Origin of the sequence: Pseudophaeobacter profundi (assembly GCF_029697505.1) — a bacterium.
GTDB lineage: Bacteria > Pseudomonadota > Alphaproteobacteria > Rhodobacterales > Rhodobacteraceae > Pseudophaeobacter > Pseudophaeobacter profundi.
Genome location: NZ_JARJEF010000023.1, coordinates 1 through 23145, shown reverse-complemented (window position 1 = coordinate 23145; position 23145 = coordinate 1). Strand labels below are relative to the sequence as shown.

The window sequence follows — 23145 nt, the reverse complement described above, 5'->3', positions numbered from 1 at the left end:
TCCCATGTCTATCACTCCCAATCCCCCCAACGAAAACCGTCGGGGCAGTGTGTTCACATGGGTCAATTCTCAGTGACAATTTATCGGCATACCGGGTCAGTTCTCAGTGACAATCAACACCCGGTCCCCTCCCACCAATCCGTTCTCTGTCACCGCAAGAAGCTGCTCACGCCGAGCGAATACATGGTCGCGACCAAGGGCGAGCGCTATGCGCGCAACAAGCGGGGCCGCGGGCACTCGGACGTTCGGGCGCTCATGATCGGCGAATTCTGTGAGATGGACGAATGTCGGGCGTCCCTGATCACCTCGGCCAAGGCCAAAGGCTATTGGCATACGCTCTCTGAAGATATGAAGAAGGCCATGGAATGGGCGGATGAGGAGATCCGCAGCCGCCTCAGCATCCTTGTGATGATCGATGTCGCAACACGCATGCCGTTGGCTTGGGTTGTTAGTGACCAGCCGAAAGCCGAAGCGACGATGCAGCTGCTGCGGATGGCAACGCGCAACAAGACCCGTGAGAGGCGCATCTACGGTTGCGAAGGCGATCCGACGCCCGCCATGGGCCTCGGCATGGTGCGCAACGACAACGGTACCGGCCTGCGCAACGTCGAGGTCAAGTCCGCGCTCATGGGGATCGCAGCGGCGAATACTGACGTGCGTACTCACGCCTCCGCGGACAAGCCCTATGTCGAGCGCATGTTCGGCACCACCGAATCCGTCTTGCTGAAACTGCTTCACGGATACACGGGGCGCAAAGGTTCGCCTCGAAAGACATGAGCAGCTCAAGAAACTCGGGGTCGAGCGACGGCTGCCCAGGAGCTATGTCAACGTGGGTGAAGCCCGCAAGAAGGCCAAGAGCCTGTTGCCTCATCTCGGCTGGTCACCACGCACGTGCCGATCGACACGGTCGCCCCAGGTACCTTGGCCAGCGCGATCTCGGGCCCGGGGATCCTGCCGCTCGGCGATGCAGGTCTCATCGACCACAAGCCTGCGGAGCCGACCTCTACGCCAGCAATACCAGCCAGGAAATCGAAGCCCAAGTCGACGAAACCGTCGTCGGAGCCGCCTGTCCGGCTCGGCCGCCCCGCCCAGAAGCGCGAGCTCTTGTAACTACCGCCATCTCAACGACGTCCCGCAATTCAAGGATACCCATGAGTTTCATCGACCAGAACCGGGTCAACGCATCACTTGCTCTGCAGCGTGGCCACTATACCTTCCCGCGCGCGGTAAAGCTCCGCGAAGCTTTTGAAAACTGCCTGCACGACTACTACGTCAAAGCCTCCATCGGCGGGCATTTCGAAGCACGCGGCTTGCTGGTGACTGGGGAAACGCGGGTCGGTAAGGCCTCCGAAACTGTCCGGCTTGTGGAGAAATTCAACGCCAGCATGACCGCGATGCCCAACGGGAAGCCGGGTAAGATCATCTACTGCAAGCTTGAAGGGTCGATCAGCTGGAAAGATCTTGGCCACAAGACCCTTGAGGCACTCGGTTACCCTGCGAATCCTCGGCGCACCCAGGGTGAATTCTGGAACATGGTTCGCCATCAATGCCGCGAACAGGGCGTCATCCGCCTCTACTATGACGAATGCCAACACGCCTTTACGTCGGGCCCAAAAGTCCAACGAAAAGCTCCTCGACCGTTTTAAGGCGCTGATGAAGGAACCGGAATGGCCATTGATGCTCATCCTGTCAGGCGTCCCGGTTCTGGCCAGCCATGTGAACTCTGAAGAGCAGATCGCCCATCTCCTCTCCCACATTCATTTCGATGAGATCCACCTGGGCAGGTTCGCTGATCCGACAAGGGATCCGGACATGATCGAACTGAACAAGCTCGTCTACACCTATGCCGAACGCGCCGATATCGATGTCGAAGACCTTATTGATGTCGATTTTCTGCAGCGCCTCGATTTTGCCTGGCCTCCAGGTGGGGCCTCGTCATCGAGCTTCTGATCCGGGCCTTCGGCTTGTGCAAACTGCATGGCCAGAAGAGAGCCACAATCAAGATGTTCTCCGAGGCTTATGCCCAGAACTCCCGCCTGCCTCAGGGCCTGTGCCCCTTCACTGCACCCGGCTATCGCGACATGATCGACGGCGACAAACTCATGGAGATGGTGCTGGAAGACTAGCGGCTGGCCAATACCGGTATGGACGTTTCAGGGCTCGCATTGCGGGCCCTTTTTTTGACCGCAGCCGTGCATGCTTATGTGTCTGCTGTGCATGCTTATGCTTTGCGGGCAAGAGGGGTCTGTGGTAAGTATCTGAAATACATAAGATAATTATGTGGCATGCAGTCGCCGAATCACCTGGGTGTGCAAGCTTATGGTATATTGGCAATTATTCGTGCAACTTGCCGTGCATCTGTTGCGACTGGTTGTCTATCGGTTACATGCCTTGGGCATGCCGACAGCATGGCTTTGGATGTAATGTGATGGTTGGCGGTGCGGGTTAGTGCGCGGCGCGGTCGCTTGTGGGCAGCGGCAGCCGCATAAAGACGCTTTGCGGATCTTCCACATAGCTGTCAAAGGGCGGGCAATAGTCATAGCCCAACCCTTCATAGAGTGCGCGGGCAGCGTCATAGCCGGGGCAGAGCGGCGAGCCGGTTTCCAGTACCAGCGCCGAAAAGCCGCTGTGCTGGGCGATCTGTGCCAGGTGCTGCATCAACTGGCGCGCCAGACCCTGGCCGCGGGCGGACTGGCTGACAAAGACGGATTTCACTTCGGCGCGGCCATCGGGTAGCGCTTTGAGCGCACCACAGCCGAGCGGGGCGCCCGCATGATATGCGGCAAAGAACTGGATGTCGGGCTGGCACAGATCCCCGATACCAAAGGTGTGATCGCTGGCCGCCGGGGCTGTCGCGGCGCCATGGCGCTGATTGCCCAGGATCAACGGGCGCAGGTCAGGGCTGGCCGGGTCTGCAGCGCGGATCTCTATCTGGTTGGGAAGGGTTGTAAGTTTGGCCAAAGTTGTCTCCATGTGGTCAGAAAAATCACATATATTCAATTGGTTAATTTAGAACATTTTGGGCAGGGAGCAAGGATCTCGCGAAAATCGGGGCAAGATCCCGCGAAGCCTTGAAGTCAAAAAGGAAAAGCCCGCCGAAGCGGGCTTGATCTCCAGATCTGAGATGTATGTTCAGGCCGCGGTTTTCGCGTCGAGCAAAATACCGACATCGACAACGATGGATCCAATTCCAGTTCGGTCCGGATTTCGAAAAGCCGGGATCCGTCCCTCGAGAATTTCAGAGAACAGGAATTCGAACCGGTCGGCGCTACGCTGGCAGGCATAGGAAATCGGGTGAAAGTCCCCATCGCAGGAGGGGGCGATTTCAGGCAAACGGGCAATCCTGACCAGAAGCTCATCCAGCCGCGACCGGCCGAAAACAACATGGCGGACTGAGCCGGGTCCCGATCTGGGGACCAAGGGCAGAACGAGCCCTTCGCGATAGAGGATTTCGATCTGGCGCTTCGACGCCCCAAGGTAGTCTGGGACATCGCGTAAGGGGACCGCGGCCTTGAATGCCTCGACCATCGGGATCGTGGTGGCCGCTTCGAAGACCATGTTCCCGCAGTCGACCTCGGTCGCATCAGCTGGGATCTCGCCAAGCTTTCTCAGGAGGCGCGACAGACGCGGACGGTCAATTCCGACAGCGGCGGACAGGCTATAGAGGGTGTGAAACCGCCTTTCGATGATCTGCATCGTGTCGCCGATGGTGCCCCAGCTGTCATCGGTGCGCTCCTGGATCCCCTCGGCCAAGTGAAGCTGCGCCCAGAGCAGGTCAAAAGCGAGGCCGGGCGCGGTGGGCGCGATACGGGTCTCGATCAGCTTGATGACCTCGGTCAGCTCCTGCGCGAGCTTTTTCTGCGAGGGGCGGTTGAGGAAGCTTTTGCCCCGCCGGATCGCGGCAAAGCGCTTGCGGATATCGCCTGCCACTGTCTCTGGCCCGGCGTCAGCCGCCAGAGCCATCCGCACCCGACGCTGCCGCGCGGCATCGCCTTTGACGCCTCAAGGAGCAGATCGGCCAGAACCTCGGCCCTTAGTGCCGTCAGATTGGCTTTGTTGAGTGCTTTGCCGGCCATGAGAGTTGCTTTTGGGTCTGAGAGGTCTGCTTGGCGTAGCGACCAATTCCACAAATCAACATATGGAAAAGGCGCCCAGGAGGCGCCTTATATCTTGATCGAAGCGTATCTTCGCGGGATCCTTGCCCCGATTTCGAGACAACTTTGCCCCGATTTACAGGGTCAATGGGTCCATGGGACGCGCCGGTTGGTGGCGAAATTCTCGCCGTAGCCGCCGGGGCGCAGATTGGCCTTACGTGGCTTTGGGTCAACTACCTCGGCGTCAATGCCGTGATCTTTGGCATATTCCAGCGCGGCCTCTTTGGTGTCAAAGCGCAGGCGTACCTGGGTTTGGGTGTCGCTGGAGGAGGTCCAGCCCATCAGCGGGTCCACTTCGCGGGCGCTGGCCTGAGCGTAGTCCAACACCCATTTACGGGTCTTGGCCATACCAGAGGTCATGGCATTTCGGGCTGGCCGGTAAATCCGCGCTCGCATCGGGGTCTCCTCGTGACTCGTCCTTGGCTATATATGCGCCGAATGGGGATTTGCCACAAGATGACAAATCCAGCGTATTCAACCCGTTTTGCACCGCTGCAACAGATGCAGTGGCAGAATCGCGATAAATGCTCTTGAACAAGAACAAAAACAGACCAAGATCAGCACACAAAGCAGGAGAGCCGGATGCCCTATGCCCATTCAGACAAGTCGCAAGCCAAGATGCCGCAGGCCGATCCCGAGCAGGTGCAGATGGCAGAGCGTGACGCGGTGCAGCGCCCCAAGCTGGAGGGCGGCAAGGCTTTTGTCATGCACACAGATTTTTCCCCGGCGGGCGATCAGCCCACTGCCATTGCCGAGCTGAGCGAGGGGATAAGAGAGGGCGAGCGCAATCAAGTGCTGTTGGGGGCGACGGGCACCGGCAAGACCTTTACCATGGCCAAGATCATCGAAGAAACCCAGCGCCCGGCCATCATCCTGGCCCCCAACAAGACGCTGGCGGCGCAGCTTTACGGCGAATTCAAGGGCTTCTTTCCGGATAATGCCGTTGAATACTTTGTCTCGTTTTATGACTACTACCAGCCAGAGGCCTATGTCGCGCGCTCGGATACCTTTATTGAAAAGGAAAGCCAGATCAACGAGCAGATCGACCGGATGCGCCACTCGGCCACCCGCGCCCTGCTGGAACGCGACGATGTGATCATCATCGCCTCGGTCAGCTGCATCTATGGTATCGGCTCGGTCGAGACCTATTCGGCGATGACCCAGGATCTGAAGGTTGGCAATGACTACGATCAGCGCCAGGTGATGGCGGATCTGGTGGCGCAGCAGTATAAACGCAATGATCAGGCTTTTCAGCGCGGCTCTTTTCGGGTGCGCGGCGACACGCTGGAAATCTTTCCCGCCCACCTGGAAGATCGCGCCTGGAAGCTGTCCTTCTTTGGTGAAGAGCTGGAATCCATCACCGAATTCGACCCGCTGACAGGGGAACGCACCGGCAGCTTCGAACAGATCCGTGTCTATGCGAATTCGCACTATGTGACGCCAAAACCGACGCTTAATCAGGCGGTTATATCGATCAAGCAAGAGCTGCGTAAACGGCTCGATCAATTCAATGGCGAAGGCAAGCTGCTAGAGGCACAGCGGCTGGAACAGCGCTGCAATTTTGATATCGAAATGCTGGAGGCGGCCGGCCATTGCAACGGGATCGAAAACTATTCGCGCTATCTGACCGGCCGTGGCCCTGGGGAGCCACCGCCAACCCTGTTTGAATTCATCCCGGACAATGCCATCGTCTTTGCCGATGAAAGCCATGTGTCGGTGCCGCAGATCGGCGGTATGTACAAGGGTGACTTTCGGCGTAAATCCACCCTGGCGGAACATGGGTTTCGGCTGCCATCCTGCATGGACAACCGGCCGCTCAAGTTTGAGGAATGGGACGCCATGCGGCCGCAGTCGATCTTTGTCTCGGCGACGCCTTCGGCCTGGGAAATGGACCAGGCGGGAGGGGTTTTCACCGAACAGGTGATCCGCCCCACAGGGTTGCTGGAGCCAGAGATCGAAATTCGCCCGGTAAAGATGCAAGTGGATGATCTTCTTGATGAAATCCGCAAGGTCAGCGCCGATGACATGCGCACGCTGGTGACCACGCTGACCAAACGCATGGCCGAGGATCTGACGGAATACCTGCATGAACAGGGCATCCGGGTGCGCTACATGCACTCTGACATCGACACACTGGAACGGATCGAAATCCTGCGCGATTTGCGTCTGGGCGCCTTTGACGTACTGATCGGCATCAACCTGCTGCGCGAGGGGCTGGATATTCCGGAATGCGGCCTTGTGGCCATTCTGGACGCCGACAAGGAAGGTTTCCTGCGTTCTGAAACATCGCTGGTGCAGACGATCGGCCGCGCGGCGCGAAATGCCGAAGGGCGCGTCATCATGTATGCGGACAAGATCACCGGTTCGATGGAACGGGCGCTGGATGAAACCAACCGCCGCCGTGCCAAGCAGGTCGCCTACAACGAGGAACACGGCATCACCCCGGCCACTGTGAAGAAGAACGTCGAAGATGTTCTGGCGGGGCTGTATCAGGGCGATGTCGACATGAATCGCGTCACCGCCAGTATCGACAAGCCGATGCATGGTGCCAATCTCGAAGCGCACCTGAACGGGTTGCGTGACGAGATGCGCAAGGCGGCAGAGAACCTCGAATTTGAAGAGGCGGCGCGCCTGCGAGATGAGGTCAAGCGCCTGGAGGCGGTGGATCTGGCGGTGTCTGATGACCCGCTGGCGCGGCAATATGCGGTGGAAAAGGCGTCCGAGGCGGCGGTGAAATCGCGCGGCCGATCCAGCGGCGGCAAGGCGGGCACGCGGGCCTATCGTGGCAAGTCGCAAAAAAAGTTTGGCGGATGACAAAGGCCAGGCCTGTTGCAGTGATCCTCGGTGCGGCGGTGCGCCCGGATGGCTCGCCCTCGCCAACGCTGCAGCGGCGCTGCCTGCATGCGGTCTCGCTGTATCAAAAGGCGGCGGTCACCCATGTGATCTGTAGCGGCGGCCTGGGGCGTTTCGGCCCGAGCGAAGCCTCGGTTATGCGCCAGATCTGCCAGGTTCACGGGGTGCCGGACCGCGCCATCCTGATCGAGGAAGCCTCTCGCAGTACGCTGGAAAACATGCAGAATATCCGGCCAATCCTGGCGAATCTGGGGGCACCGCCCGTACTGATCGTCACCGATTTTTATCACAGATGGCGTGCGGCCCTGACTGCGCGCCATTTTGCTATCCCGGCCCGCATGTCCTGTCCGAAAATGTCGGGCACCAAACCACATCGGATCCTGAAAGCCTGGCTGCGAGAGATCCCGGCGCTGCTGTATTATTGCTGGAAGCTACGCCCCCGGTTTGGGCCAGAGGGTGGGCCCGGCGCGGGTTAGCGGCTGACGCTGGCGCGCAGATAGTCTTGCGTGCCGTTGTCATAGACAGTGATCCGCACCATAACGCCGCCACGCACAATATCGCGCGCTGCCGCAGGCGCGATAGAGCCCCGCCGGATCATGTTTTCCATCACTGCGCGGTTGGATTTGTCCGAAAATAACGGATCCCATTCATCCCCGAACTGCGAGATGCCAAAGCGGTGATAATTGGCGCGGTCCTGTCGCAGGATCTGCCAGGGTTCGCGCAGGCGCGTGCCCTTGGAATTGTGCAGGTCGTCCTGACCGATGAAGGCGACATAATCCGCCAGGACTTCATCTGCCCGCGCCACAGTAGGCCCCAGCATCAGCGCCACCAGCATGCCCAGCAGTGGCTTTGGAAATCGTGTCAATTGCGGCATGAAATCTTCCTTCTGAATTCTTCGGGAAGAGTGTTCCGCAAGATCTGGGAAAAAACAAGCGCGCCCGCGCCCCTGGCCAATAGGGGGGGTAGCCCCCTGGATGCTTGGCCGCTGTGCAAGATCAGGGGCGCCGGTCGGGGCGGATCAATCCTGACGCATCTGCGCCAGTTGTTCCAGGATATTGGTGAAATTCTCGACCCCCTGGGCACCGCTGACCAGATGTTTCTGGTCAAAGATTACCGCAGGCACGCCCTGAATGCCCTGACCGCGCCAGAAGTTCTGGCTTTCGCGTACCGCCGCAGCAAAGCGCTGATCCTGCAGCACCGCCAGAGCCTCTGCCCGGTCGAGCCCGGTTTCGCCTGCGATCTCAACCAGCACAGCCTGATCCGACAGATCGCGCTGATGGGTGAAATGGGCAGTGAACAGCGCCTGTTTCAGATCGTGCTTGCGGCCCTGCTCCTCCGCCCAGTGCAGCAGTTGGTGGCTGTCAAAGGTGTTGTGCATGCGCATTTCAGGGTCAAAGCGGAACTCGAAATCAAGATCTTGCCCCAGCTGGGTGATCTGCATCCGGTTCTGTTCCGACTGCGCGGGGCTTACGCCGTATTTTTCCGCGAGATGTTCGCGCAGGTTCTGTCCTTCGGGCGGCATATCGGGGTTCAGCTCAAAGGGGTGCCAGTGCAGGTCATACTTGGTCTGCGTGGCCTCTAGCGCGGCTGCCAGCTGGCGATAGCCGATGATGCACCAGGGGCACATGACGTCGGAGACGATGTCGATACGCAGCGGGCTGGCGGTTGTTGGGCTGTCTGGCGCGCGGTCTTGCGGCTGCATCTGGGGCCTTTCTGCGCGGGGTGTCGCGCGGATTTCGGGGCGGATTGTGGGATCGTGTCTTTGTCGTGCGAAATAGGCGGTTGTCCGGCAAAATTCCAGTGGCAAGGCTGTGCAATCATAGCGTCTTGAAAACGGCGCTTGGGCCGGGGGCTTGGGCAAATGCAAAACCGCGCCACCCAGAGGGCAGCGCGATTTTGATGTGTTTTGGCTTTCTCGCAGCGCGAGTGGGCGCGCTTAGAAATCGTCCCAACCCACTGCCTTTGGCAGGCTGGAGTTGGCCGCGTTGTCGGCAAAGAAGTCATCATCTGTGTTGATGAATTCTGCATGGGCCGCGGGCGCGGAGGATGGCGCATGGGTTGGCGTCGCGCCAGTTGCGCCAGGGCTGTTGGCATTCACCTTGAAGACCGCAACCTGATTGGCCAGCTCGCTTGCATCGTTGCGCAGGATCTGGCTGGCGGCGGTGCTTTCCTCGACCATGGCGGCATTGTGCTGGGTCACATGATCCAGCTGCGATACGCCGGTGTTGATTTCCAGCAGCGTTGTGGACTGTTCATTCGCACCTTGGGCGATTTCTGCGACATGGGTGGAGATGGTGCCAACCCGGTCGATGATGCTGTCCAGCTCGCTGCCGGCCTTGCCAACAAGATCGACCCCCTTGGCCACATGCTGCGAACTCAGCGAAATCAGTTGCTTGATCTCCTGAGCGGCATCGGAAGAGCGCTGCGCCAGGGCGCGAACCTCAGAGGCCACGACGGCGAACCCGCGCCCCGCTTCACCCGCGCGGGCGGCTTCGACCCCGGCGTTGAGCGCCAGCAGGTTGGTCTGGAAGGAGATGTCGTCAATCACCGAGATGATCTGCGAAATCTGGTTGGAAGAGGTTTCGATTTCGGACATGGCATTGACCGCGTCGGTCACCACCTGGCCGCTCTGCTTGGCGCCGTTTTGGGCCTCGGTGACGATGCCTTCCACCTGTTTCGCCCCATCGGCAGCCGATTTCACGCTGACGGTAAGCTGCTCCATCGCGGCGGCGGTCTCTTCCAGTGTGGCCGCCTGGCTTTCGGTGCGCTGCGACAGATCACTTGAGGATTGGCTGATTTCTTCGGCGCTGGCACGGATGCGGGTGGTGCTTTCGACAACCGCATTCATGATGTTGACCAGGGTCGAAAGGGTGGTGTTGTAGTTGGTGCGCAGGCTCTCATATTCGCCCTCAAAGGGGGTGTTGATCGACTGAGTCAAATCGCCTTCGGACATGCTTTGCAGGGCGCGGTTCAGTCGATCGACAACCTGCTTCTGCGCGACCTGCGCGGCCTGGCGCTCTTCCTCTACCTCCTTTGCGGCGGTGAGCTGGGTTTTCAGATTGTCGATGGTTCGGGCAATGGCGCCCATTTCATCACGCCGATCCAGCAGCGGCACCGGCTGGGTGTAATCGCCATCGGCAATCACATTGATGGTATCCCCCACCGTCTTCAGCGGTCTGGACAGCACTCTGCGCAGTGCAAAGGCCGAAAGCAGGCACATGATGACAAAGGCAAGCCCGGCAAAGATATAGGTCTTCATCTGGTCTGGCGCAGCCTCTGCAAAGGCGCGTTCCGGCGACCAGATCATGGCAATAGAGCCGACGACCAGGCTGCCGTCTGCACCCGCAGTTGCGGGGGCTGCGATGAAATAGCCATCGGAGCTCATTTCCAGCGCGCCGGACACAGCCGAGGCCGCTGCAACCTGCGTCAGGGCATCGTGCTCGGCCTCGCTGGCTTCGCCGGCGGTGGCGACAACTTCGCCTTTGCTGTTCACAGCAACCCCGTAAAGGGCGCGCCGCTCAGAGAGGGTCAGGATTTCGTCGATATCTGCCGAGAGGCTGTCGGCATCGCCAAAGCGGATGGCGCCACCGGCCCGTGAGGCCAGGGTGATAGTGACACCCATGCCCAGGGTGCGGACCCCTTTTTCGACTGCGGCAACGAAGGTGTTGTCGCTGCGCACAGTAAGGGAGGCCGCCACAACCAAAGTTGTTGTTGCGATCAGCATGCAGCACTTCGTGAAGACTGACATGCCTTTGAATAGAGGGATCGAGGGGATGCGAGCTTTCATTATGGTACCTTTGTTTAAGTTATGCCCAGGGCTGCTTGCAAAAAAGACGTTACATCAAGGCTTCGGCGTCGATGCCAACCGTCATGGCGCCAATGGCAGCGCCGGTATCGGGGTCTACGATGGTCAATGAGATCTGCGCCTGATAGCGGCGGCTGGATTCATCCAGTTCAACCTCGCCAAAATGGCTGGCATCGGCGCCGACGCTATAGGTCATTTGAAATTTGGCCTCATCGCCCTGCCACATGTCAGAGGTGGGGCTGGAAGCGGCGACATTCAGCCCCTGCGCATCCATGATGAAGACCTCGGTAATTCGGCCGCCTGATTTCTCGACCTGCTCGCGCAGGAAGTCTGCGGCGCTGTTGTTCAGCACCTGATCGGTGAATGCTGAGTCCGGCGTGCCCACTTCTGCCCGCCAGCGGGTATCCATGGCGTCGATGGCCGCTTGATCAAACCCCTGAGTCTGACTGTTCTGACTTGCGATTGCTTCGACTAGAACAGGCGATTGCACCCAGTTGCGGATGTTGTTTTCAAGATAGCTTTGCATCGCTGGCGTATATTCCGATGCTGCAGCCGGTAGGGCCGCCAAGGTGATAAGGGTCGCAAGTGTTAGGTTACGCATGTGATGCTCCTCTGGGGTGTCCGTCCAAGACTTAGGTTCTGCCAGCCTATGGAGAGAGGTTTACCGGGGTCTTAACTGCACTGCGCCGGGCGGTTGTCTGGCCTGTTGGCCGGGATCTGTGCCCGTCGCGGCGCAGCAACCCAAGGATGCGGAGACTTTGATTTTTCCAGCGTAAGTATGGTGTAAACAAAAGGTTTTCCTGGGATTGAAAGCCTCTGATCCGACACAGAGTTATGGCTGGGAATAGTCGGTTGTTATTGAAAGTTTTAATGGTCTTTCCAGGCTGCAAAGGTCTGACAAGGGCTTTTCAAGCGGCCATAAGGCGCAAAACCGGGCGAGCGACGGAGAAGGGGGGGACTTCTTTGGGTTGTGTTCCTTGTGTTGCCCCTGCCGTTAAGCAATGATTCGTCATGCTTTTTGCGTATAGATGCCGATCCGGTTGGGGCAGGTCTGTCCGGCGGAGCGGTATGAACCAGCACTGTTGGTGGCGCGGTGTCGGGTGGGCTGTGGTTGCTGGCTTTTGTTGCAGCGGATAGATTGCCTCTGCCTGTGCGCAGCCCCTATGATCGCCGGATGATAGAACTCAGAGACTTACAGCTGCTGACCGCCCTGGCGCGGCATCAGCATTTTGCCAAGGCGGCGAAAGACTGCGGCATGTCGCAGCCGGCCTTTTCCATGCGGATCAGAAACCTGGAGGAAAAGCTGGGCCTGTCGATTGTGCGCCGGGGCAACCGCTATCAGGGGCTGACCGGCGAAGGCGAGATGATCGTGCGCCGCGCCCGTGGCATTCTTGATGATGCCAAGGCGCTGGATCAGGAAATCGCAGCCTCGCGCGGCGAGGTGACTGGTACGCTGGTGTTGGGGGTGGTGCCGACTGCCACGGCCTTTGCGGCGCAGGTGGTCAATCGGTTGCACGAGGTACATCCGCGTGTGCTGGTGCATACCGATGTGACGACCTCGATGGCGATCCAGAAGAGGCTGCTGGATGGTACCATCGACGCCGGGGTGACCTATGCGGATAGCGTGCCGCCCGGTCTGGTCAGCATCACCGATCTCTACGAAGAAACCTATGTACTGCTCGCCCCCGGTGCCATGGTGGCGGGGCATGGCGATAGTATCAGCTGGCAGGCCGCAGCCGAGCTGCCGCTTAGCCTGTTGGAGCCTGGCATGCAGAACCGGCGCATTCTTGACCATATCTTTGGCGAACTGGGCCTGAAGCCAGAGGTCATGTCTGAATCCAGTGGTTTCATGTCGGCTATTGTCATGGCGCGGGCCGGGGCTGTTGCGACAATCCTGCCGCGCGCCCTAATGGATGCGCTGGGCGAGATCAGCGGCACCCGCGCCCTGACACTGCACAGCGCAGAGGAGGAGGAACCGGCGCGGCCCCGCCCGATATGTCTTGCCTGCCTGCAGCGCACGCCGGAACTGACTACGGTTGCCGCTTTGCGGCGCATTGTTGACGCCTTTGTGCAATAAGCTATCGTTATTGTGCCTTCTGCAGGTTGGATTTGACGATATGATTTACTGATGGCATGCCGCCTGAATGGGCTGTCAAAGGCATGTGCAACATCGGAGATCATCGTGGCACCATTGGACAATAGCAAAGGCGTGTGGAAATCCGGCAAGGGCAAGGGGCGTCATACCCCCAAGGGCCGCCAGCTGGATTATCAGGCGCAGAGCCAAGTTCTGGATCTTCTCGGGGCGCGGCCCCGTAATCGGGATCTGCTGATTGAATTCCTGCATCTGGTGCAGGATGCCTTTGGTCACATCAGCGCCGCCCATATCCGCGCTCTGGCCGAAGAGCTGCACATCGGCCAGGCCGAAATCTTTGAGGTTGCCAGCTTCTATGCCCATTTCGACGTTGTGCGCGAAGGCGATACCCCGCCGCCAGCCCTGACAATTCGGGTCTGCGACTCGCTGTCCTGCGAGATGGCCGGCGCGGCGCAGCTGAAATCTGCGCTGGAGCAGGGTCTGGACGCGGCGCAAGTGCGGGTGCTGCGGGCGCCCTGCATGGGGCGCTGCGATACCGCCCCGGTGTTGGAGCTGGGCCATAACCACATTGATCACGCCACGCCGGAAAAGGTGCATGCGGCGATTGCTGCTGGCGACACCCATGTTCACATCCCTGCCTACGAAGGGTTTGACGCGTATAAGGCCGAGGGTGGATACACCGTTCTGCAAGAACTGCGCGCCAATGGAAACTGGGAAGAGGTTCAGGCCAAGATCAAAGAGGCCGGCCTGCGTGGTCTTGGCGGGGCCGGGTTCCCGTCGGGGACCAAATGGGGCTTTGTGCGTGCAAATGAAGGTCCGCGTTACCTTGCGGTCAATGGCGACGAGGGAGAGCCGGGCACCTTCAAGGATCGCTATTACCTGGAACGCACGCCGCATCTGTTCCTAGAGGGCATGTTGATGGCCGCCTGGGCCGTAGAGGCCGACAAGGTCTTTATCTACATGCGCGACGAATATCCGGCGGTGCTGCAGATCCTGGCAACTGAAATCAAGGCGCTGGAGGATGCTGGTCTCGTCGAGCCGGGCTATATCGATCTGCGCCGCGGCGCGGGTGCCTACATCTGTGGTGAAGAAAGTGCCATGATCGAGAGCATCGAAGGCAAGCGCGGCGAGCCGCGCCACCGGCCCCCCTTTGTGGCGCAGGTGGGTGTCTTTGGCCGTCCGACCCTGGTGCATAATGTCGAAACCCTGTTGTGGATCTGCAAGATCAACCGTGAAGGGCCCGAGTGCTTGAACAGTGTTGAAAAGAATGGCCGCAAAGGTTTGCGCAGCTATTCGGTCTCTGGCCGCGTGCAAAACCCCGGCGTCCACCTGCTGCCTGCGGGATCCACCATCACCGATATCATCGCGGCAAGCGGTGGCATGATGGCGGGCCATACCTTTAAGGCCTATCAGCCGGGGGGGCCGTCCTCCGGTCTGTTGCCGGCCTCGCTGCAGGATGTGCCGCTGGATTTTGACACTCTGCAACCGCATGGCACCTTTATTGGCTCCGCCGCTGTAGTGGTGCTGTCAGATCAGGATTCCGCCCGCGATGCGGCGCTTAACATGCTGCGGTTCTTTGAAGACGAAAGCTGTGGCCAATGCACCCCCTGCCGGGTGGGCTGCGAAAAGGCGGTCAAACTGATGGGCGAAGAAAAATGGGATCAGGGCCTGCTGGAGGAACTGAGCGCCGCCATGGTCGATACGTCGATCTGCGGGCTAGGCCAGGCCGCCCCCAATCCGATCCGCCTGACCATCAAACATTTTCCGGATGAGGTGTGAGCCATGAGCACTGATATTACTTTTACCCTTGATGGTGAAACCGTCACCGTCGAACCTGGCCTCACCATCTGGGAAGTCGCCAACGGCCGGGGCTTGAAGATCCCGCACCTGTGCCACAAACCGCAGCCCGGCTATCGCCCCGATGGCAATTGTCGTGCCTGCATGGTGGAAATCGAAGGCGAGCGGACGCTGGCAGCTTCCTGCATTCGCGAACCCAGCGAAGGCATGGTGGTCACCACCAATAATGCGCGGGCGGAAAAGGCCCGCAAGATGGTGATGGAACTGCTTGTCGCAGACCAGCCCAAGCAGGAAGAGGCGCATGACAAGTCCAGCCATCTGTGGGACATGGCCGATCTGAACGGGGTTTCAGAGTCGCGTTTCCCCAAGCTGGAGCAGGGCCGCATTCCGCTGCTGGATGACAGCCATGTGGCGATGTCGGTCAATCTGGACGCCTGCATTTCCTGTGGTCTTTGTGTGCGGGCTTGCCGCGAGGTGCAGGTTAATGACGTGATCGGCATGGCCGGCCGGGGCCATGATGCCTATCCAACCTTTGATATCGCTGATCCGATGGGGGCCTCGTCCTGTGTGGCCTGTGGCGAATGTGTACAGGCCTGCCCGACAGGCGCGCTGATGCCTGCGACGGTGGTTGATGACAATCAGGTCGGCGACAGCAAGGATTTTGACTCCGAAACCGAAAGCGTCTGCCCCTTCTGCGGCGTGGGCTGCAAGGTCAGCCTCAAGGTCAAGGACGGCAAGGTCAAATATGTCGAGGGCATCAACGGCCCTGCGAACGAAGGCCGACTCTGCGTCAAGGGCCGCTTTGGCTATGACTATATCCACCATCCGCACCGCCTGACCAAACCCATGATCCGCCGCGACGATGCGCCGGCCAAGGGGCTGAACGTCGACCCCGGCGATCTGACAACGCATTTCCGCGAAGCCTCTTGGGAGGAAGCGATGGATCTGGCAGGTCGCCGCCTCAAGGCCCTGCGCGAGGAAGACCCGCGTTCTGTCGCCGGTTTTGGGTCGGCCAAATGCACCAACGAAGAGGCCTATCTGTTCCAGAAGTTCATCCGCCAGGGCTTCAAGCACAACAACGTCGATCATTGCACCCGTCTATGCCATGCCTCGTCAGTTACTGCGCTGATCGAAAACGTTGGTTCAGGCGCGGTGACCGCGACCTTCAACGAGATCGAAAACGCCGATGTGGCGATCATCATCGGGTCCAACCCGATCGAGAACCACCCGGTCGCGGCGACCTATTTCAAACAGTTCACCAAACGCGGTGGCAAGCTGATTGTGATGGATCCGCGCGGCGTCGGCATGCGTCGCTACGCAACTGAGATGCTGCAATTCCGCCCTGGTGCGGATGTGTCGATGCTGAACGCAATCATGCATGTCATCGTTGAAGAAGAACTGTATGACGCCGACTACATCAAGCTGCGCACTGAAAACTGGGAGGCCGAGAAGGCCCACCTGAAAGACTTCACCCCGGAAAAGATGTCCGAGATCTGCGGCATCGAACCCGAACAGCTGCGCCGTACGGCGCGGCTCTTTGCCAAGGGTAATGCCGGGATGATTTTCTGGGGCATGGGGGTCTCGCAGCATATTCACGGCACCGATAATTCGCGCTGCCTGATTTCCCTGGCGTTGATGACCGGCAATGTCGGCAAACCCGGTGCCGGCCTGCATCCGCTGCGTGGCCAGAACAATGTGCAGGGGGCGTCGGATGCCGGGCTGGTGCCGATGTTCCTGCCTGATTATCAAAGCGTCACCTCGGATGATGTGCGCCGCTCCTTCACCGATGTCTGGGGGGGAGGCGACTTTTCAGATGAAAAGGGTCTCACCGTGACCGAGATCGTCGATCAGGCCTATGCCGGGACGATCAAGGGCATGTATATCCAAGGCGAAAACCCGGCGATGTCGGACCCGGATGTGGATCACGCCCGCGAGGCTTTTGCCAAGCTGGATTTGCTGATCGTGCAGGATATCTTTCTGACCGAGACGGCGAACTACGCCGACATTATCCTGCCGGCTTCGGCGCTTTATGAAAAGAACGGCACCGTATCCAATACCAACCGCCAGGTGCAGCGGGTGCGCCCGGCTGTGCCGCCCCCTGGCGATGCGCGCGAAGACTGGAAAATCACGGTAGATCTGGCGCAGCGCATTGGCCTGCCCTGGAACTATGCGGATGTCTCTGAGGTCTTTGCCGAGATGAAGCTCAACATGAAATCGTTGGACAACATCACCTGGGATCGGCTGGAGACAGAGACCATCACCTATCCCTCTCTGCATGACACCGACCCTGGCCAGGCGATTGTGTTTGGCGATGGCTTCCCCCGTGCCGATGGGCGGGCGCGCTTTACCCCGGCCAGCGTCATTGCCCCGGATGAAGCACCGGATGCTGAATATCCGATGATCATGACCACCGGGCGTCAGCTGGAACATTGGCATACCGGGTCAATGACCCGGCGATCAAAGGTGCTGGATGCGGTCGAACCCGAAGCCAACTGTTCTTTGCATCCCAAAACCCTGCGCGCCCTTGGGGTCGAACCGGGAGAGATGGTGCGGCTCAGCACTCGGCGTGGAACGATTGACATCATGGCCCGCGCCGACCGCGCCATTGCCGAAGACATGGTCTTTGTTCCCTTTGCCTATGTCGAGGCTGCTGCCAATATCCTGACCAACCCGGCGTTGGATCCCTATGGCAAAATCCCGGAGTTCAAATTTGCAGCCGTCCGGGTTGAAAAGGCCAATGACCAGATGGCGGCAGAATAATCTGCCAAGGCCAGGCCAATCAGCGAGGCGGTGTCATAAAGATGCCGCCTCTTTTATTTTGCGCTGCCCTTTTTGCTTTCGCCGGGCGCAGCTCGGCGCCGGGCCCAACGGGAGCAGAGGGGCCTTTGGTCCCTCATGCGACGGGCGGGAGCCCCTCTTTTAGGGGCGCTGTGTCACGTCAGCAGGGGGGCTGGTACTGCTTCCCAAGGTGTATATTCGCGCCCATCAGGATGAGTTCACGACCCTGTGGCGGGCTGATGGCGTGCCATGAAACGGTCGATATCTACCTGGCTCGGGCGCTGGCCGGTGAAGACTTCGATATAGTCGGGCATGAGCGCAATACGTTGATCTTCGGGCTGGTGGATCTGCATCGAAATATAGCCGATCTGGGTGTAGACCATGGTGCGTGCTCGGGTCAGCGCGCTATTGGGGCTATAGCCAAAGCGTTCCAGCATGGCGGCCATGGCCTGCTCGCGGCGGGCATCCGCCAGGTCCAGCCGGTGCTGGAGCGCGCTATCCTTGCGCGCCCAGTTGCGAATCGCCAGATCCAGCCGCGAGTCAAACAGCTCGGCGTCGAGCCAGCAGTCAAACAGGTTGAAGATCGCTTCGCAGACATTCGCCGCATAGGCCTCTGTGCGGGCGACCAGGGTACCGGTATTCTTGTCCTCCCAGTGCTGGATCATCGCTTCCAGCAGGGCCTCGCGGTCCTTGAAATGCCAGTAGAAACTGGTGCGCGACACCCCCAGCCGTTTTGCCAGAGGCATGATTTTCACCGCCTCCACACCAGAAAGGGTCAGCGTGTCATAGGCGGCTGTCAGCCAGGCCTCGGCAGAGGTCGGCGGGCGGGATTGGTCCTGAAATGTCATGGCTATGTCCTAACACCGACATCGTCGTGTCGCAACGAAGTTGACATGTATGATTGTTGAATCGACACTTATGTCAAGTAATGGCGCAAGACGGAGGAAGCAGAGATGGTCGAGGCACAGGTGGCATCACGGCGGCGGCGATCGCGACGCGGCGACGGGCGCTCGGCAGAGCCGGGGCAAAACGCATATTTGAAAACGCCCTTCATCACCCGAAAAATCCCGACCTATGATATCCTGTCGGAAGACAGCTTGGCCCAGATAGAGGCCACGGCTGACCGTATCCTGGCCGAGATCGGTATCGAGTTTCGCGAAGATCCCGAGGTGGTGGCGCTGTTTCGTGCGGCGGGGGCGCGGGTTACGGATCTTGCGGCTGATAGCTGGAACCTAAAGTTCGAGCCGGGCATGATCCGCCAGATCCTGTCGACAGCGCCGCAGCGCTTTACCCAGGTGGCGCGCAACCCGGCCAACAACGTCGAGATCGGCGGTGACGCCATGGTCTTTGCGCCCTCTTACGGATCGCCCTTTGTGATGGATCTGGACCGGGGGCGGCGCTATGGCACCATCGCGGATTTTGAGAATTTTGTGAAACTGGCGCAGATGAGCCCCAATCTGCACCATTCCGGCGGCACAATATGCGAGCCAACGGATGTGGCCGTGAATAAGCGTCACCTTGATATGGTTTACGCCCATATGCGCTATTCTGACCGGGCGTTTCTAGGATCGATCACCGCGCCGGAACGGGCCGAAGACAGTATAGAAATGTGCCGTATTCTGTTCGGCGCCGAATTTGTTGACCAAAACTGCGTCATCATGGGGAATTTCAACACCACCTCGCCGCTGGTGCTGGATGGGGTGACGACGCGGGGCATCCGTGCCTATGCGGCGGCGGGGCAGGGCTCGATCCATCTGCCGTTTTTGCTGGGTGGCGCGGTTTCACCGCTGACCATTGCCGGATCGGTGGCGCAGTGTCTGGCCGAAAGCATGGTATCCTGTGCCATCACCCAGTTGGTGCGCCCTGGTGCGCCTGCGGTTCTGGGCTCTTTCATCAGCTCGATGTCGCTGCGCACTGGCTCTCCCACCTTTGGCACGCCTGAACCGGCGCTGGGGTCGCTGGCCATGGGGCAACTGGCGCGCAGGTTGAAACTGCCGCTACGCTGCGCCGGCAATTTTTCCACCTCCAAGCTGCCAGACGGGCAGGCGATGCAGCAATCCATGATGTCGATGATGTCGGCGGTGCAATGTGGCGCCAATTTCATTCTGCACTCGGCCGGGTTTCTTGATGGGCTGTTGTCGATGTCCTACGAAAAATTCATCCTGGATGCTGATCTCTGCGGTGCATTGCACGCCTATCTCAGAGGTTTTGAGGTCACAGAGGACACGCTTGGCTTTGACGCTTTGGCCGAGGGTGGGCCGGGACAGCATCTCTTTGCCACCCAGCACACCCTGCGCCATTACCAGACCGCCTATTGGGACAGTGCGCTGGATGATCATCAGCCTTGGGAAACCTGGGATGAGCAGGGCGGCGTTGACGCGGCAACCCGGGCCAATCACCGCTGGAAGGCGCAGCTGGCCCAGTACGAGCCGCCCGCGATGGATCCCGGCACGGACGAGGCGCTGCAGGAATTTATCACCAAGACCAAGATCGCTGTGCCAGATGCTTGGTACTAATCACATACTTTGGCAACCGGGACTGTACTTTACAGCCGGGTGCCGTTTCATTGAACCTACCCCAAGGCCCGCCCCAGGAGAGACCCGCCATGTCTAACGACCCGCTGCTGCAGCCCTATAAACTGAAACATCTGACTCTGCGCAATCGGATCATGACGACAAGCCATGAACCCGCCTATCCCGAGGATGGCATGCCGAAAGAGCGCTATGCCGCCTATCATGCTGAACGCGCCAAGGCCGGGGTGGCCTTGACCATGACGGCCGGCTCTGTCGCTGTGTCACGCAACAGCCCGCCAGTGTTCAACAATATCCTCGCCTACAAGGACGAGGTGGTGCCCTGGATCCGCAACATGACCGACCAGGTGCATGCGCATGGCGCGGCGGCGATGATCCAGCTGACCCACCTGGGCCGACGCACCCACTGGAACAAGGGCGACTGGCTGCCGGCGGTTTCCTCTACCCGCCACCGGGAACCTGCGCATCATGCTTTTCCCAAACTGGCCGAAGATTGGGATATTGCGCGGGTGATTTCCGACTTTGCCGACGCGGCAGAGCGGATGAAGGAAGGCGGCATGGACGGGGTCGAAATCATGACCCATGGCCATCTGCTGGATCAGTTCATCTCACCGCTGACCAATGACCTGGACGGGGCCTATGGCAAGGATACGCTGGAAAACCGGATGCGTCTGACCACCGATATCATTGCGGCCGTGCGGGCGCGGGTGGGGCAGGACTTCGTGCTTGGGGTGCGCTTTGCCCCGGATGAAGCCCACGAAGGCGGCATTAGCCCTGAAATGGGGGTGGAGATTGCCAAGATCTTGAAACAGACCGGCCAGGTCGACTTTCTCAACGTCAATCGCGGGCGGATCCACACCGATCCTGCGATGACCGATATGATCCCGGTGCAGGGCATGAAAGGCGCGCCGCATCTTGATTTTGCCGGGTCGGTGCGCGCAGCCACCGGAATGCCCACCTTCCATGCCTCAAAAATTCCCGATGTGGCCACCGCCCGCCATGCGGTGGCAGCGGGGCTGCTGGATATGGTGGGGATGACGCGGGCACATATGGCCGACCCGCATGTGGTGCGAAAAATCATCGAAGGCCGCGAGGACGATATCCGCCCCTGCGTCGGTGCCACCTATTGTCTGGACCGGATTTATCAGGCCGGCGAAGCCCTGTGCATACACAACGCCGCCACGGGGCGCGAGCTGTCGATGCCGCACGAGGTTGCACCAGCGCCCGAGAAAAAGAAAGTCGTGATCGTCGGCGCGGGCCCCGGCGGGCTAGAGGCGGCACGGGTTGCCGCCGAACGCGGCCATGCCGTCACCGTGTTTGAGGCGCAGCCCGATCCCGGCGGGCAGATCCGTCTGACAGTGCAGAACCCACGTCGGGCCGAAATGATCTCGATTATCGACTGGCGTATGGCGCAATGTGCCGCGCGCGATGTGGAATTCCGCTTCAATACCTGGGCCGAGGCGGCAGATGTGACGGCGCTGAACCCCGATGTGGTGATTGTGGCAACCGGCGGTATGGCCAATGCGATGCTGCATGAAACCAGCGCCGAGGCGGAAAATGTTGTCACCAGCTGGGATATCATTTCAGGCGACGTGAAACCCGGCGCCAATGTGCTGATCTACGACGAAAGCGGCGATCACCCGGGGCTGATGGCAGCAGAGGTGGCCGCCAATGCTGGTGCCAAGGTAGAGGTGATGACCCCGGATCGCAGTTTTGCCCCGGACATCATGGCGATGAACCTGGTGCCCTATATGCGGGCGTTGCAGGACAAGGATGTCACCTTCACCGTTGCCCGCCGCCTGCTCTCTGTCGCACAGCAGGGCAATCAACTGCTGGCCTGCATTGGCACCGATTATAGCGACCACCGGGTGCAGGTACAGTATGATCAGGTGGTGGTGAACTATGGCACCTTGCCGCTGGATGAGTTGTATTTTGATCTGAAAGAGCTCTCCTCAAACCGTGGCGAGGTCGACCAGGCTGCGCTGATCGAAGGCCGGGGGCAGTCTATCATCACCAATCCCGATGGTGGTTTTCAGCTGTTTCGCATCGGCGATGCGGTCGCCGCTCGCAATACCCATGCCGCAATCTACGATGCGCTGCGCCTGCTAAAGGATATCTGACATGAAATTGGGCTTCATCGGAACCGGGACAATCGCCTCTGCCGTGGTGCGCGGCCTGACGGGGCAGGGCCATGAAATCCGCATTTCTGCGCGCTCTGCCGCCCGATCTGAACCCCTGGCAGCAGAGTTCCCCGAAGTGACGATCGCCGAGCTGCAAGAGATCCTCGACCAGAGCGAGGTGGTGTTTCTCGGGCTGATGCTTGGGCGCGCGCCGGAAATCCTCGGGGCGCTGACCTTTCCCAGCGGGCTGCAGGTGGTCTCTTTTATGGCGGGGGCGGATCTTGCACAGGTTGCTTCTTTGGTGACCCCGGCCCGTGCGGCGGCGGTGATGATGCCCTTCCCCAGCATTGCCCAGGGGGGCTCTGCGATCATGGCGCTGGGGGATACCGCTTTGCTTAATCGGATCTTCGCCCCTGCCAATACCGTCTTTGCGCTGGGTGACGCGGCCGAGCTGGACGCCTACCTCTGTGCACAAGCCGTGTTGTCTCCGGTGGCGCGCCAAGTGGCCGATGCCGCCGCCTGGCTGGGCGCGCGTGTGTCTGATCCCACGCAGGGAGAGGCCTTCTTGCGGATGCTGGTCGCCACCAGCCTGTCCCAGAGTGATGCCGAAACCCTGATTGCCGCACTGAACACGCCGGGCGGCTATAATCAGCGGCTGCGCCAACATATGGACGACGCAGGGCAGGGGACGGCCCTGCTGGCCGGGCTGACCTCCCTTGAGACCAAGGGGTGTTGAGTGATTCATGTACGAGAGTTGAGTGAGTCTGTGTGTAAGTCTGTGTGTAAGTTCTGATTTGGTGTTTTGGGTTTGTTTCTGTGGTGGTTTGGGGGGTATTCTTGATCGGTTTGCGGAGTTTTCCTTCGTGTAAATCGTTGATATTGTTTATGTTTCATAATTCTGTTGCAGAAAGTTGCGATTTGTTTTGTTTTTGGGTTGCGGGTGCTGCCGGTTATACTTAGAACCCCCTCTACCGGCAGCGGCGACGCGGTTGGTTGGGTCGCTTCGGTGGCCGGA

21 protein-coding genes are annotated in these 23145 nt (G+C 59.7%); 12 read left to right on the top strand and 9 right to left on the bottom strand.

Annotated elements, in window-relative coordinates; all coding sequences use genetic code 11:
* The 4 genes from P2081_RS19710 to P2081_RS19695 all read left to right on the top strand — a co-directional run.
* The coding region (locus P2081_RS19710; RefSeq protein WP_490363297.1) for a TnsB C-terminal domain-containing protein at positions 1–777 on the top strand (777 nt) is incomplete at its 5' end.
* Between the two features lie 374 nt (positions 778–1151).
* Positions 1152–1646, top strand: a complete 495-nt coding sequence (locus tag P2081_RS19705) for an AAA family ATPase (protein WP_278924503.1) — start codon at positions 1152–1154, stop codon at positions 1644–1646.
* A 7-nt stretch (positions 1647–1653) separates the two neighbouring features.
* The gene (locus P2081_RS19700) at positions 1654–1950 is read left to right on the top strand and encodes a hypothetical protein (RefSeq protein ID WP_278924502.1); all 297 of its coding nucleotides are present in this window, start codon (positions 1654–1656) and stop codon (positions 1948–1950) included.
* 53 nt (positions 1951–2003) lie between these two features.
* A complete protein-coding gene (locus tag P2081_RS19695; protein WP_278924501.1) occupies positions 2004–2126 on the top strand; it encodes a hypothetical protein in 123 nt (40 codons plus the stop codon).
* Between the two features lie 319 nt (positions 2127–2445).
* Here the strand turns inward: P2081_RS19695 and P2081_RS19690 are convergent, their stop codons facing one another.
* From P2081_RS19690 to P2081_RS19680, 3 genes are all read right to left on the bottom strand, one after another.
* A complete protein-coding gene (locus P2081_RS19690) occupies positions 2446–2961 on the bottom strand; it encodes a GNAT family N-acetyltransferase (protein ID WP_278924500.1) in 516 nt (171 codons plus the stop codon).
* A 171-nt stretch (positions 2962–3132) separates the two neighbouring features.
* Positions 3133–3963, bottom strand: coding sequence for a DUF6880 family protein (locus tag P2081_RS19685; RefSeq protein WP_369011414.1), 831 nt, complete (start codon positions 3961–3963; stop codon positions 3133–3135).
* A 275-nt stretch (positions 3964–4238) separates the two neighbouring features.
* Entirely contained in the window at positions 4239–4550 is a 312-nt protein-coding gene (locus P2081_RS19680; protein WP_278924498.1) for an ETC complex I subunit, read from the bottom strand.
* Positions 4551–4736: 186 nt separating this feature from the next.
* Between P2081_RS19680 and uvrB the strand changes: the two genes are divergently transcribed.
* Positions 4737–6968: an excinuclease ABC subunit UvrB gene (uvrB, locus tag P2081_RS19675; RefSeq protein WP_278924497.1), complete on the top strand. Its 2232-nt coding sequence runs from the start codon at positions 4737–4739 to the stop codon at positions 6966–6968.
* On the top strand, positions 6965–7483 hold the full coding sequence (locus P2081_RS19670; protein WP_278924496.1) for a YdcF family protein: 519 nt from the start codon (positions 6965–6967) through the stop codon (positions 7481–7483). The genes uvrB and P2081_RS19670 overlap by 4 nt, the downstream gene beginning before the upstream one ends.
* Here the strand turns inward: P2081_RS19670 and P2081_RS19665 are convergent.
* The 4 genes from P2081_RS19665 to P2081_RS19650 all read right to left on the bottom strand — a co-directional run bounded on the left by P2081_RS19665 (position 7480) and on the right by P2081_RS19650 (position 11413).
* On the bottom strand, positions 7480–7881 hold the full coding sequence (locus tag P2081_RS19665) for a hypothetical protein (RefSeq protein WP_278924495.1): 402 nt from the start codon (positions 7879–7881) through the stop codon (positions 7480–7482). The two genes, P2081_RS19670 and P2081_RS19665, sit on opposite strands and share 4 nt — an antisense overlap.
* A gap of 144 nt (positions 7882–8025) precedes the next feature.
* Entirely contained in the window at positions 8026–8709 is a 684-nt protein-coding gene (locus P2081_RS19660) for a DsbA family oxidoreductase (protein ID WP_278924494.1), read from the bottom strand.
* A gap of 234 nt (positions 8710–8943) precedes the next feature.
* Complete coding sequence (locus P2081_RS19655) at positions 8944–10794, bottom strand: methyl-accepting chemotaxis protein (RefSeq protein WP_438826552.1); 1851 nt, start codon at positions 10792–10794, stop codon at positions 8944–8946.
* Positions 10795–10843: 49 nt separating this feature from the next.
* A complete protein-coding gene (locus P2081_RS19650) occupies positions 10844–11413 on the bottom strand; it encodes a hypothetical protein (protein ID WP_278924492.1) in 570 nt (189 codons plus the stop codon).
* Between the two features lie 573 nt (positions 11414–11986).
* Between P2081_RS19650 and P2081_RS19645 the strand changes: the two genes are divergently transcribed.
* Genes P2081_RS19645 through fdhF form a run of 3 tightly spaced genes read left to right on the top strand, consistent with a single transcriptional unit; the run spans position 11987 to position 17461 of the window.
* On the top strand, positions 11987–12889 hold the full coding sequence (locus tag P2081_RS19645) for a LysR family transcriptional regulator (protein ID WP_278924491.1): 903 nt from the start codon (positions 11987–11989) through the stop codon (positions 12887–12889).
* Between the two features lie 51 nt (positions 12890–12940).
* Positions 12941–14683, top strand: a complete 1743-nt coding sequence (locus P2081_RS19640; protein ID WP_278924490.1) for an NAD(P)H-dependent oxidoreductase subunit E — start codon at positions 12941–12943, stop codon at positions 14681–14683.
* Positions 14684–14686: 3 nt separating this feature from the next.
* Entirely contained in the window at positions 14687–17461 is a 2775-nt protein-coding gene (gene fdhF, locus P2081_RS19635) for a formate dehydrogenase subunit alpha (protein WP_278924489.1), read from the top strand.
* A gap of 236 nt (positions 17462–17697) precedes the next feature.
* Here fdhF and P2081_RS19630 read toward each other — a convergent pair whose 3' ends face one another.
* The gene (locus tag P2081_RS19630; protein WP_278924488.1) at positions 17698–18327 is read right to left on the bottom strand and encodes a TetR/AcrR family transcriptional regulator; all 630 of its coding nucleotides are present in this window, start codon (positions 18325–18327) and stop codon (positions 17698–17700) included.
* A gap of 105 nt (positions 18328–18432) precedes the next feature.
* Between P2081_RS19630 and P2081_RS19625 the strand changes: the two genes are divergently transcribed.
* From P2081_RS19625 to P2081_RS19615, 3 genes are all read left to right on the top strand, one after another.
* The gene (locus P2081_RS19625; RefSeq protein WP_278924487.1) at positions 18433–19995 is read left to right on the top strand and encodes a trimethylamine methyltransferase family protein; all 1563 of its coding nucleotides are present in this window, start codon (positions 18433–18435) and stop codon (positions 19993–19995) included.
* 89 nt (positions 19996–20084) lie between these two features.
* Positions 20085–22130 (top strand): NADH:flavin oxidoreductase, encoded by a 2046-nt coding sequence (locus tag P2081_RS19620; RefSeq protein ID WP_278924486.1) that lies wholly within the window; start codon positions 20085–20087, stop codon positions 22128–22130.
* Position 22131: 1 nt separating this feature from the next.
* Positions 22132–22866 carry an NAD(P)-binding domain-containing protein gene (locus P2081_RS19615; protein WP_278924485.1) on the top strand — a complete coding sequence of 245 codons (735 nt, stop codon included), beginning with the start codon at positions 22132–22134 and terminating at the stop codon, positions 22864–22866.
* Between the two features lie 5 nt (positions 22867–22871).
* Here P2081_RS19615 and P2081_RS19610 read toward each other — a convergent pair.
* The coding region (locus tag P2081_RS19610) for a hypothetical protein (protein WP_278924484.1) at positions 22872–23145 on the bottom strand (274 nt) is incomplete at its 5' end.